This is a genomic window from Streptomyces sp. SID14478, from assembly GCF_010548525.1.
GTDB lineage: Bacteria > Actinomycetota > Actinomycetes > Streptomycetales > Streptomycetaceae > Streptomyces.
In genome coordinates this window covers 1-11,990 of sequence record NZ_JAAGMG010000881.1, presented here as the reverse complement: position 1 = coordinate 11,990, position 11,990 = coordinate 1, and the positions used below count along the sequence as shown (strand labels likewise).

The 11,990-nt window shown below is 70.3% G+C and carries 11 protein-coding genes; 1 reads left to right on the top strand and 10 read right to left on the bottom strand.

What is annotated here, in order from left to right:
- The 9 genes from G3I40_RS28945 to G3I40_RS28905 all read right to left on the bottom strand — a co-directional run.
- Positions 1–1,149, bottom strand: a 1,149-nt coding sequence (locus G3I40_RS28945) for a CYTH and CHAD domain-containing protein (protein WP_164305457.1), incomplete at its 3' end; no start/stop codon positions are given.
- A 56-nt stretch (positions 1,150–1,205) separates the two neighbouring features.
- Positions 1,206–2,411: a rod shape-determining protein RodA gene (rodA, locus tag G3I40_RS28940; RefSeq protein ID WP_164305455.1), complete on the bottom strand. Its 1,206-nt coding sequence runs from the start codon at positions 2,409–2,411 to the stop codon at positions 1,206–1,208.
- Positions 2,412–2,417: 6 nt separating this feature from the next.
- Complete coding sequence (gene mrdA, locus G3I40_RS28935) at positions 2,418–4,598, bottom strand: penicillin-binding protein 2 (protein ID WP_164305453.1); 2,181 nt, start codon at positions 4,596–4,598, stop codon at positions 2,418–2,420.
- Positions 4,599–4,803: 205 nt separating this feature from the next.
- Complete coding sequence (gene mreD, locus G3I40_RS28930) at positions 4,804–5,481, bottom strand: rod shape-determining protein MreD (protein ID WP_164305451.1); 678 nt, start codon at positions 5,479–5,481, stop codon at positions 4,804–4,806.
- A 17-nt stretch (positions 5,482–5,498) separates the two neighbouring features.
- Positions 5,499–6,449, bottom strand: coding sequence for a rod shape-determining protein MreC (gene mreC / locus G3I40_RS28925; protein WP_164305449.1), 951 nt, complete (start codon positions 6,447–6,449; stop codon positions 5,499–5,501).
- Between the two features lie 132 nt (positions 6,450–6,581).
- Complete coding sequence (locus tag G3I40_RS28920) at positions 6,582–7,601, bottom strand: rod shape-determining protein (RefSeq protein WP_164305447.1); 1,020 nt, start codon at positions 7,599–7,601, stop codon at positions 6,582–6,584.
- Between the two features lie 349 nt (positions 7,602–7,950).
- Complete coding sequence (gene ndk, locus G3I40_RS28915; protein ID WP_164305446.1) at positions 7,951–8,364, bottom strand: nucleoside-diphosphate kinase; 414 nt, start codon at positions 8,362–8,364, stop codon at positions 7,951–7,953.
- 209 nt (positions 8,365–8,573) lie between these two features.
- The gene (locus tag G3I40_RS28910; protein WP_164305444.1) at positions 8,574–8,918 is read right to left on the bottom strand and encodes a DUF4233 domain-containing protein; all 345 of its coding nucleotides are present in this window, start codon (positions 8,916–8,918) and stop codon (positions 8,574–8,576) included.
- Between the two features lie 6 nt (positions 8,919–8,924).
- Complete coding sequence (locus G3I40_RS28905) at positions 8,925–10,451, bottom strand: folylpolyglutamate synthase/dihydrofolate synthase family protein (protein ID WP_343245048.1); 1,527 nt, start codon at positions 10,449–10,451, stop codon at positions 8,925–8,927.
- A 133-nt stretch (positions 10,452–10,584) separates the two neighbouring features.
- Here G3I40_RS28905 and G3I40_RS28900 point away from each other — a divergent pair, with 133 nt between their 5' ends.
- Complete coding sequence (locus tag G3I40_RS28900) at positions 10,585–11,598, top strand: rod shape-determining protein (RefSeq protein WP_203644950.1); 1,014 nt, start codon at positions 10,585–10,587, stop codon at positions 11,596–11,598.
- A gap of 6 nt (positions 11,599–11,604) precedes the next feature.
- On the opposite strand, the gene G3I40_RS28895 is transcribed toward G3I40_RS28900, so the two are convergent.
- Positions 11,605–11,990 (bottom strand): ATP-binding protein (locus G3I40_RS28895; RefSeq protein ID WP_343245047.1); only part of this gene is annotated, 386 nt, incomplete at its 5' end.

Genomic DNA, 11,990 nt, shown 5'->3' with positions numbered 1-11,990 from the left:
GAGACGCGCCTGGTCCTTGCGGGCGGCCTTCTTCAGCACGTCGGCGGCCGCGCGCTCGGCCGCCGGCCGCAGCGGCGGCTCGGCGAGCAGGGCATCGAGCCGTTCGAGGAGGACCAGGTACCGCTCGCCGTCGAGCACGGCGACGGTGTTGCGGCGCGAGCCCTGGCGACGGGCGACCTCCCAGATCCGCAGCCGGGCGCGCACCGGCCCGAGCAGCAGGGTGCTCGGCATCGCGTCGATCCGTTCGGTGAGCCGCTCGGCGAGCACCTCGCGGTCCCGGTCGACGCCCAGCTCGGCGGCGAGCCACTTCAACTCCTCGCCCACGGGCGCGGTGACGGCCGGATCGAGCACCTTCTTGTACGTCTTGAACGCGGTGCGCATCCGCCGGGTCGCCACCCGCATCTGGTGCACGGAGTCCGGCAGGTCCCGGCGCACGGCGGGGTCGAGTTCGACGAGGGCGTCGCGCTGGGCCCGCAGCCGGGCGAGGACGTGGTCCCCTGCGGTCACGGGCCGCTCCGCGGGGGAGGTCAGGGCGGGGGGCGCCGCCCCGGTCTCGTCGAGGGCGCGGGCCAGCTTCGAGGCGGCGGCGGAGCGCGCGACACCGGCCTTGCGCAGCCGCTTGTCGACCTTGCCGAGGAACGCGGGGTCGCCGCCGTCGGCCAGCTCGACCTCGATCTCGGTCCAGGCGGCGGCGCGCCCGTCGCCGATCCGCTCCGCGCGCACCGTGTCGATGCTCACCTCGGCGAGGAGCGCGCCGTCGGAGCCGTTCAGGTGCGACACGTCGCGGGACGACAGCAGCCGTACGACGGGCACCAGCCGCGCCTGACGCACCCGGGAGCGCACCAGAGCGGCGAGCTCGCGCGGCACCTCGTCGGAGAGCGGCGCCCGCACCTCGTCCCGCACGCCCTCGGCGAGCGCGACGGGCAGCTTCAGGTGCCATCCGGCGTCGTCACCGCCGGTGCGGCGGCGCAGGGTGATCCGGTGGGCGGCGAGGAGCCGGTCCTCGGTGTCGTAGTACACGGCATCGAGTTCCATGACGCCCTTGTCGATGACGGCCGACACCCCGGGCACCTGATGCAGATCAGGCAGCCGGAAGAGGTCGGCAGGGGCGTCGTACTTCCGCTCGATCTCGCGCTTCGTCTCCGCCATGACCTGAATCTAGACGGGAGCGGCCCGCCCCGAAAGGGCACGGACCGCCGCCGGCCTCATGCCGACATCGGGCGCTGCACCCTGATCGACTGCAGCAGTCCCACCGCCACCCACACGGCGAACATCGATGATCCTCCGTACGAGACGAACGGCAGCGGGAGTCCCGCCACCGGCATGATCCCGAGCGTCATCCCGATGTTCTCGAAGGCCTGGAACGCGAACCAGGCGATGATCCCGGCGGCGACGACCGTCCCGTACAGCTCGGTCGTCTCGCGGGCGATGCGGCACGCCCGCCACAGCAGGATCCCCAGCAGCAGCACGATCGCGCCCGCGCCCACGAAGCCCAGCTCCTCGCCGGCCACGGTGAACACGAAGTCCGTCTGCTGCTCGGGCACGAACTGCCCGGTGGTCTGCGAGCCGTGGAACAGTCCGGCGCCGTTCAGCCCGCCCGAGCCGATCGCGATCCGCGCCTGGTTGGTGTTGTAGCCGACGCCCGCCGGGTCGAGCGCGGGGTTGGCGAACGCCGCGAACCGGGCGATCTGGTAGTCGTCGAGGACGCCGAGCTTCCAGATGGCGACCGCGCCCGCGGCGCCGACGCCGATCAGGCCGAGCACCCACCGGTTGGAGGCGCCCGAGGAGAGCAGCACGCCGAGCACGATCATCACCATGACCATGACGGACCCGAGGTCCGGCATCAGCATGACGACCATCATCGGGACGGCGGCGAGGCCGAGCGCCTGGAGCACGGTCCGGTGGTCGGGGAACTCCCGGTCACCGGCGTCGACTCGCGCCGCGAGCAGCATCGCCATCCCGAGGATGATGGTGATCTTCACGAACTCGGAGGGCTGCAGCGAGAAGCCGCCGCCGATGATGATCCAGGCGTGCGCGCCGTTCACCGTCGCGCCGAGCGGGGTGAGCACGAGCAGCACCAGGAAGACCGAGATCCCGTACAGGATCGGGACCGCCGTCCGCAGCGTCCGGTGCCCCAGCCAGATGGTCCCCGCCATCAGCGCCAGCCCGATGCCCGTGTTCAGCAGGTGCCGGAACAGGAAGTAGTACGGGTCGCCCTGGTTGAGCTCGGTACGGTTGCGCGTCGCCGAGTAGACGAGTGCCGAGCCGATCAGGGACAGCGCGAGCGCGCAGAACAGTATCGGCCAGTCGAGGCGGCGCACCACCGAGTCGCGGGCCATGAGCCGCGACATGGCGGAGCGTTGCTGGGGCCCGTACCCGGAGACGGAGAAGCCGTTGTTGCTGAGGCTCATCGGCGCTCAGTCCCTCCTGCTGTACGTGGAGGTGGGCAGGCCCGCCGCCAATTCCTGCTGCGCCGGCGGCTCGTCCTGGTTCGGGTCGTACGGCTTGATCTTCGGGGCGTCGATGGACCCGTCCTGCTGGATCTTCGGCAGGCTCTTCTCCGGGGAGGGCAGGAGGGCCTTCTTCAGGTCCTGCTTGCCGTCCTGGCCGATGCCGTAGAGCGCGTCGTAGATCTTGCGGACGGCGGGGCCCGAGGCGCCGGAGCCCGTACCGCCCTGGGAGATCGTCATGACGACCGAGTAGTCCTTGGTGTACGTCGCGAACCACGAGGTCGTCTGCTTGCCGTAGACCTCGGCCGTACCGGTCTTGGCGTGCATCGGGATCTTGTCCTGGGGCCAGCCGCCGAAGCGCCAGGCCGCCGTGCCGCGGGTCGCCACTCCCGCCAGTGCTTGGTCTATCTCGTTGCGGGTGTTGCCCTTGAACGGCAGCTTGGCGTTGACCTTCGGCTGGATCTCCTGGACCTGCTTGCCGTCGGCGCTGACGATGGCCTTGCCGACCTCGGGCTGGTGCAGGGTGCCGCCGTTGGAGATCGCCGCGTAGATCGACGCCATCTGGATCGGGGTGACGAGGGTGTCGCCCTGGCCGATGGAGTAGTTGACGGAGTCACCGGCGCGCATGAGGTTGCCTTCGAGGCAGTTCTCGTAGTTCAGGCGCTGGACGTAGTCGCCGTCCTTCTTGCCGGTCTTGCACCAGGAGTCCTTGTTGGCCTTCCAGAAGTCCTGCTTCCACTTCCGGTCGGGGATCCGGCCGCTGACCTCGTTCGGCAGGTCGATGCCGGTCTCCTTGCTGAGACCGAACTGCTTGGCCGTCTTGTAGAACCAGTTCCCGGCGTCCTTGTGCGGCTTGAGGCCGCCGTCCTTCTTCCACTCGTCGTGGGCGATCCCGTAGAAGACGGTGTCGCAGGAGACCTCCAGGGCGCGGCCGAGGCTGATCGGCCCGTAGTTCTCCGACTCGAAGTTCTTGAAGACCTGGTTGCCGATCGAGTACGAGCTTCCGCACTGGTAGCGGCCGTTGAACGGGTGGCCCGCGTTGACCGACGCCGTCGTGGAGACGACCTTGAAGATCGAGCCCGGCGCCGCCTGGCCCTGGATGGCGCGGTTGAGCAGCGGATAGTTGGACTTCTTGCCGGTGAGCTTGGCGTAGTCCTTGCCGGAGATGCCGCCGACCCAGGCGTTCGGGTCGTACGACGGGTTGGACGCCATGGCGACGACGCGGCCGGTCTTGGCCTCCATCACGACGACGGCGCCGGAGTCGGCCTTGTAGTTCTCGTTGGTGTTCTTGTCGAACTCCTTGCGAGCGGCCTTCATCGCCTCGTTCAGCTCGTACTCGGCGACGCCTTGGACGCGTGCGTCTATCGACGTGACGACGTTGGCTCCCGGCTCGGCCTTGTCGCTGTTGGCGCGGCCGATGACGCGGCCGAGGTTGTCGACCTCGTAGCGGGTGACGCCGGCCTTGCCGCGCAGTTCCTTGTCGTACGTGCGCTCCAGGCCGGAGCGGCCGACCTGGTCGGAGCGGAGGTAGGGCGAGTCGCTGTCCTTGGCCTGCTCGATCTCCGCGTCGGTGACCGGGGAGAGGTAGCCGAGGACCTGCGCGGTGTTGGAGCCGCCGGGTCCGGCGTAGCGGCGCACGGCGGTCGGCTCCGCGGTGATCCCGGGGAAGTCCTCGCCGCGCTCGCGGATCTGCAGAGCCTGCTTGGGCGTCGCCTCGTCGGTGATCGGGATGGGCTGGTAGGGCGAGCCGTTCCAGCAGGGCTGCGGCGTCTTGGCGTCGCACAGCCGGACCTTCTCCTCGACCTCCTTGGGCTTCATCCCGAGGACCGCGGCGAGCTTGGTGAGGACGCCCTCGCCGTCGTCCTTCATCTTCATGAGGTCGGTGCGGGAGGCGGAGACCACGAGGCGGGTCTCGTTGTCGGCGATCGGCACACCGCGGGCGTCCAGGATCGAGCCGCGCACGGCGGGCGAGACGACCTGCTGGACGTGGTTGCCCGAGGCCTCCTTGGCGTACTCGTCGCCGTTGCGGATCTGGAGGTACCACAGGCGCCCGCCGAGGGTCAGCAGGAGGGAGAGGACGAGGATCTGCAGGACGATGAGCCGGATCTGGACGCGCGGGGTGCGGCCCGTCGCAGGAATGTTGGTCATGGGCGCAGCCCATTCGTCGAAAGGGCGGTGGCGGGTGACGGGTGGGCGTGGGTCATGGGCGCAGCCCATTCGTCGAAAGGGCGCTGGTGGGTGACAGGTGGGCGTGGGTCACGGTGGCCGCGCTCCCCCTCTCAGTACGAGTACGAGTCGGTGTGCGTGTACGAGTACACGTACACCTGGAAGCTGTGCGTCAACTGCCGCGCGGTCACAGGCGCTTGACCCCCTTGATGCGTCCGGCCCGGGCGGCGCGCGCCTTGACGGACTTCATGCGCAGGCCGCCGCGCTGGTTGCCGATGCGCAGGCCGGTGCCGGCGGACAGCCAGCCGGAGGAGACGTCGGCGGCCTTGCCGGAGGGGCCGCCCGAGGAGTCGGCCAGCGGGTCGTTCTCGGCGCGTCTGGCGAGCGCCATCACTCCGGGCACGACGAACGGCGCGAGCAGCAGGTCGTAGAGCGCGGCCGTGAACAGCAGGCTGCCGAGGCCGACGTGACGGGCGGCGGTGTCGCCGACGAGGGCGCCCACTCCCGCGTACAGCAGGGTCGTGCCGACGGCGGCGCCGACGACCACGAGCATGGGGCCCGCGGCCGAGCGCAGCTGGCCGTTGTCGGGCTTGACGAGGCCGGCGAGGTAGCCGATGACGCAGAGCACGAGGGCGTAGCGGCCCGCGGCGTGGTCGGCGGGCGGGGCGAGGTCGGCGAGCAGGCCCGCCCCGAAGCCGACGAGGGCGCCGCCCACGTGCCCGTACACCAGCGCCAGACCGAGGACGGTCAGGAGCAGCAGGTCGGGGACGGCGCCGGGCAGCTGGAGCCTCGCCAGGACGCAGACCTGGATGACCAGGGCCACGACGACGAGTGTGACGGACAGCAGCATTCGGTTGAAGCGCATGGTTCCTGCTCCTCCTGCTACTGCTCGTAGCCGTTGTCGGCGGCGCCGTTCACCGGCGCGGACGGCGTGGCGGTCACGGTGACCGTGGGGGCCGGCTTGGGCTTGGCGGGCTTGGACGGCAGGACCTCGTCGCGCGGGTCGGTGCGCGGCGGCTGGACGACGACGCCGAGGATGTCGAGCTTGGTGAAGCCGACGTACGGCTCGACGTAGACGGTGCGGGTCAGGTCGCCGCCGGACGGGTCGACACGGACGACCCGGCCGACCGGGACGCCGGGCACGAACGGCTTGTCGGCCTGCGAGCCGAAGGTGACGAGCCGGTCGCCCTTGTTGACCTTGGCCTTGCCGTTGAGCAGTTGGACGCGCAGCGGGCGGTCGCCCTGCCCGGAGGCGAAGCCGAGCTCGTCGGTCTTCTCCATGCGGGTGCCGACGGTGAAGTCGGGGTCGTTGGCGAGCAGCACCGTGGAGGTGCCCGGGCCGACGGTGGTGACGCGGCCGACGAGTCCGTCCCCGTTCAGGACGGTCATGTCGCGCTTGATGCCGTCGTCGGCGCCCGCGTCGATGGTGACGGTCCAGGAGAAGCCCTGCGCGGACCCTATGGCGATGACCTGGGCGCCCTTGATGCCGTACTGGCCGGCGCCCGCGGTCTTGAGCATGGTGTCGAGCTGGCGGATCTTGCTGCGGTTGCGGTCACCGCTGCCGAGTTCGGCCTTCAACGCCGCGTTCTCGCGCTCCAGTTGGCCGATGCGGTCGTGCCTGCTGCCGGAGTCCCGGACGGCGCTTATGGCGTTGCCGATGGGGTCGACGGCGCCCGAGACGCCGTTCTCCACCGGGCCGAAGACCTTGGCTGCTGCCTGGCGGGCACCGTCGACCGGCGAGTCCTCACCGCCGCGGATGTCCACCGTGATCAGTGCGAACGCGATGGCGATCAGCAGCACCAGGAGCAGCCGGCTCTCTCGTGTGTCCCTCACGTGCGGCGGCCGTGCCTTCCTCAATCGTTACTGCGGGGGCTGTTGCTGAGGATTTCTTATGCCTTGCCTATATATCAACGATCCGCCGCACGAGTGGGCAGGCACTCGTACGGCGGACGGCTGCGCGTCGTGTCATCTGCGCGGGGAGGCGTCCAGCACCTGCTGGAGCGCCTCGAACTCCTCGACGCACTTGCCGGAGCCGAGCGCCACGGAGTCCAGCGGGTCCTCGGCGATGTGGATCGGCATGCCGGTCTCCCGGCGCAGCCGCTCGTCGAGGCCCCGCAGCAGGGCGCCGCCACCCGTGAGAACGATGCCGCGGTCCATGACGTCACCCGACAGCTCGGGCGGGCACTTGTCGAGGGTGGTCTTGACCGCGTCGACGATCGCGTTGACCGGCTCCTCGATGGCCTTGCGGACCTCGGCGGCCGAGATGACGACCGTCTTCGGCAGACCGGAGACGAGGTCGCGGCCGCGGATCTCGGTGTGCTCGTCGGCGTCGTTGTCGTACGCGGAACCGATCGTGATCTTGATCTGTTCGGCGGTCCGCTCACCGAGGAGGAGCGAGTACTCCTTCTTGATGTGCTGGATGATCGCGTTGTCCAGCTCGTCGCCGGCGACGCGGATGGACTGCGCCGTGACGATTCCTCCGAGCGAGATGACGGCGACCTCGGTGGTGCCGCCGCCGATGTCCACCACCATGTTGCCCGTGGCCTCGTGGACCGGGAGGCCGGAGCCGATGGCCGCGGCCATGGGCTCCTCGATGATGTGCACCTGGCGGGCACCGGCCTGCGAGGAGGCCTCGATGACCGCGCGGCGCTCGACGCCGGTGATGCCGGAGGGCACGCACACCACGACGCGGGGCCGGGCGAGGTAGCGCCGCTTGTGGATCTTCAGGATGAAGTAGCGGAGCATGCGCTCGGTGATCTCGAAGTCGGCGATCACGCCGTCCTTCAACGGGCGCACCGCAACGATGTTGCCAGGGGTGCGACCGATCATCTTCTTGGCTTCGGCGCCGACCGCGAGGATGCCGCCCGTGTTGGTGTTGATCGCCACCACGGACGGTTCGTTGAGCACGATCCCGCGACCCCTGACGTACACCAGCGTGTTGGCGGTCCCGAGGTCGACAGCCATGTCACGGCCGATGAACGACATTGAGTTCCCCATCAGGATTCGTCTGGCCTTCCCAAGTGGAGCTTTTGATTGCTTGTCAGGTAGGCGAGAGGTGGACGCGTGTGGCGTGGAGGCTTCCATCGTAGTCTCGCCTGCACGATCACGGCGCGAGGGTCTTCGCCATTGTCAGCAGATGAATCCCCGCCCCGCTAATGGGGACGTGCCGACGGAGGGTTGCGTTCCCCCAATCGGGGCGCATATGCCAAACAGTGACCCAATTTCTCGCGCCCCACAAGGTCCGTCGCAGCGTGTGACTGACGCGGCGTCAGAAAAAGAGACTCCGCCGGTCTCAGCAGACGAGACCGGCGGAGGGAGAAACGGCCCGAAGCGGTCAGACCAGGTTCGGGAAGAAGAGCTTCAGCTCCCGCTCGGCCGACTCCTCGGAGTCGGAGGCGTGGATCAGGTTCTCCCGGACGATGACACCGAAGTCGCCGCGGATCGAACCGGGGGCGGCCGCGATCGGGTCGGTCGGACCCGCCAGCTGGCGTACGCCCTCGATGACGCGCTCGCCCTCGACGACCAGCGCCACGACCGGGCCGGACGACATGAAGGCGACGAGCGGCTCGTAGAACGGCTTGCCCTTGTGCTCGCCGTAGTGCTGCTCCAGCGTCTCCTGGCTCAGGTCGCGCAGCTCCAGCGCGCCGATGCTCCAGCCGGCCTTGCGCTCGATGCGGCCGATGATCTCGCCGATCAGGCCGCGGCGGACTGCGTCGGGCTTGAGCAGGACGAGGGTGCGCTGGGTCATGGTGGCTGGACTCCTTGTGCGGCCTTGGTGTGCGGTGGGCCCGAGATTACAGGGGGTAGCTGGGGCCGCTCGCCGTAGGGGGTTCGGCAGTGGGGCGGCCGGCGGGGTCGATGGAGGCGAGCGGCGAAGCCGCAAGCCTCCAGGGTCGCGGGGAACCGCGCGACCGGCCCCCGCCGGCCCGCAGGCGAAGAACGCACCCCACGAAGACCTCAGGCCGCGCTGGACTCCTGCTGCGCCCAGCGGGCCTTCGCCTCGTCGACCTTCCTGCCGAAGTGGACCGAGGCCCACCACAGCGCCGCGAAGCACGCGCCCAGGAAGAACATCACCGGGACGAAGAACCCGCTCAGGATCAGGGCGATCTGCAGCGCCCAGCCGAGCTGGACGCCGCCGGGCCTGGTGACCATGCCGCACAGCAGCACGCTGAGCACCATGGCGACGCCGCACACCGTCCACACCAGGCCGGACGACAGGTCGTCGTCCTTCATCGCGACCAGGCCGGCGAAGCCGATGATGAAGAACTCCCCGATCAGGGTCGAGGAACACAACGTACGCACAGCGGATCAGCCCTTTCCCAGCAACAGCCTGGCCTCGCCGACCGTGATCACGGACCCGGTGACGAGCACTCCCCCGCCCGCGAACTCGCCCTCTTCCTCGGCGAGCGTGATCGCGGCCTCCAACGCGTCGTCGAGCCGCGGCTCGACCTGCACCCGGTCGTCCCCGAAGACCTCCACCGCGATGCCCGCCAACTCGTCGGCGTCCATGGCGCGGTGGCTGGAGTTCTGCGTGACGACGATCTCCGCGAAGATCGGCTCGAAGGCTTCGAGGACACCGCGGACGTTCTTGTCGGCACTGGCGCCCACGACGCCGATGAGCCGACTGAAGTCGAAGACCTCGCTGATCGCCTCGGCGGTGACGCGGGCCCCCGCCGGGTTGTGCGCGGCGTCCAGGACGACGGTCGGCGAGCGGCGCACGATCTCCATGCGGCCCGGCGAGGTGACCGAGGCGAACGCCGTGCGGATCGTGTCGATGTCGAGCGGGCGCGCGTGCTCCGAGCCGATGCCGAAGAACGCCTCGACGGCGGACAGCGCCACCGCCGCGTTGTGCGCCTGGTGCGCGCCGTGCAGCGGCAGGAAGATCTCCTCGTACTCGCCGCCGAGCCCGCGCAGGGTGACCAGCTGGCCGCCGACCGCGACGCTGCGCGAGACCACGCCGAACTCCAGGCCCTCACGGGCCACCGTGGCGTCCGCCTCGACCGCCTTCTTGAGGATCACCTGCGCCGCGTCCACCGGCTGCTGCGCCATGATCACGGTCGCGTCCTGCTTGATGATCCCGGACTTCTCGCCCGCGATCTCGCCGGGCGTCGTGCCCAGCCGGTCGGTGTGGTCCAGGTCGATGGGGGTGATGACCGCGACCTGGCCGTCGATCACGTTCGTCGCGTCCCAGCTGCCGCCCATGCCGACCTCGACGACCGCGACGTCCACCGGGGCGTCCGCGAAGGCCGCGTACGCCATGCCGGTCAGCACCTCGAAGAAGGAGAGCCGGTACTCCTGCTGGGCGTCGACCATCTCGACGTACGGCTTGATGTCCTCGTACGTCTCGATGAAGCGCTCGTGGTCGATCGGGGCGCCGTCCAGGCTGATGCGCTCGGTGATCGACTGGACGTGCGGCGAGGTGTACCGCCCCGTGCGCAGGTCGAAGGCGGCGAGCAGGGCCTCGATCATGCGGGCCGTCGACGTCTTGCCGTTCGTCCCCGTGATGTGGATCGAGGGGTACGCCTTCTGCGGCTCGCCGAGCACGTCCATCAGCGCCGCGATGCGGGCCACCGACGGCTCCAGCTTCGTCTCTCCCCAGCGCGTGGCGAGGTCCGCCTCCACGGCGCGCAGCGCCTTCTCCACCTCCGGGTCCTGCGGGCGGGCGGGGATGCCGTCGCCCTGCGGCGGGGCGCCCTGCGTGCGCAGGGTGCGGCTGCCCGCCTCGATCACCGCGAGGTCGGGGTCGCGGGTCGTCTCGGCGCCCACGATCTCCTCGAAGGCGTCGTCGTCGGGCACGTGGTCGTCGCTGCTGTCGCGCGGAGGGAGGTCACTCACGTACGCCAGTCTACGGAGGACCACCGACAGCGCCGCGGACGCCACCCGTCCCCCCGACTCGGGACCTTCGGCCTGTCCGATTCGGGACCTTGGTCCCACCGGATCACAGCATCGCCCTGCAAACTTGACGATCATGGACATAGGCATCGATCTCGGCACCGCCAACACCCTTCTCTACGTACGCGGTCAGGGGATCGTGCTGAACGAACCGTCCGTGGTGGCGATGAAGGAGGGCGGGCGCGGCGGCGTGCTCGCCGTCGGCACCGAGGCGAAGGAGACCATCGGGCGCACCCCGGGCTCCATCACCGCGATCCGGCCACTGCGCGACGGCGTCATCAGCGACTACGAAGCGGCCGAGGAGATGATCCGGCACTTCGTCCGCAAGGCCGTCCCGGGGCGGCGGCCGCGCACCCGCATGGTCGTGTGCGTACCGAGCGGGGTCACGCCCGTCGAGCGGCGGGCCATCGTGCACGCCGCCCAGCGCGCCGGGGCGCGCTCCGTGCACCTGATCGAGGAGCCGATGGCGGCGGCGATCGGGGCGGGCCTGCCGGTGGCCGAGCCGCGCGGGTCGATGGTCGTCGACATCGGCGGCGGCACGAGCGAGGTGGCCGTCATCTCCCTCGGCGGCGTCGTCACGTCGCAGTCGCTGCGGGTCGGCGGCGACCGGTTCGACGAGGCCATCACCGATCACGTGCGCAAGGAACACGGGCTGCTCATCGGGGAACGCACGGCCGAGGACGTCAAGATCGCGATCGGGTCGGCGTGGCCGGTGCCCGAGACCGAGAGCGCCTTCGAGATGCGGGCGTTCACCGTGCGCGGACGGGAGAAGGTCGCGGGGCTGCCCAAGACCGTCGACCTCTCCGTGCGCGAGGTGCGCTCCGCGCTGGACGAGCCGGTGGAGGCGATCATCTCGGCGGTGAAGGCCACGCTGGAGGAGTGCCCGCCCGAGCTGTCGGGCGACGTGATGGAGCACGGGATCGTGTTGACGGGCGGGGGCGCGCTGCTGCCCGGACTGGATCTGCGGCTCGCGTCCGCCACGGGGATCCCGGTGTTCGTGGCGGACGATCCGCTGGACAGCGTCGCCGTGGGCTGCGGGAAGTGCGTCGACGACTTCGACGCACTGGAGCGGGTGATGAGCGCGGCATAGGGCGGATCAGGCGGGGCCGGACCTCGGGAGGTCCGCCACCACCTCGTACGCGTCCTGCCCCGCGCCCGCCCGGAACGCGCCCCCCATCGTGTGGACCCGCTCCGCCATGCCCGCGGTCCCGGTGCCCGCCGAGACCGGGGGCAGCGCCGGCTGCGCGGGCGGGAGCGGATTGGTCACCGTCACCCGCAGCCGGTCCGGGGTCAGGCGCACCGTCACCTCGACCGGCTGGCCCGGGGCGTGCTTCGCCGCGTTCGTGAGGCACTCCTGGACGACGCGGTAGACCGCCGCCTGACGCAGCGGCGACTGCTCGTACGCGGCGTCGTCCACGCAGACCTCCACCCGGTTCCCGGCGCGGGCGCTCTCCTGCGCCAGGCGCCGCAGCGCCGCCAGGC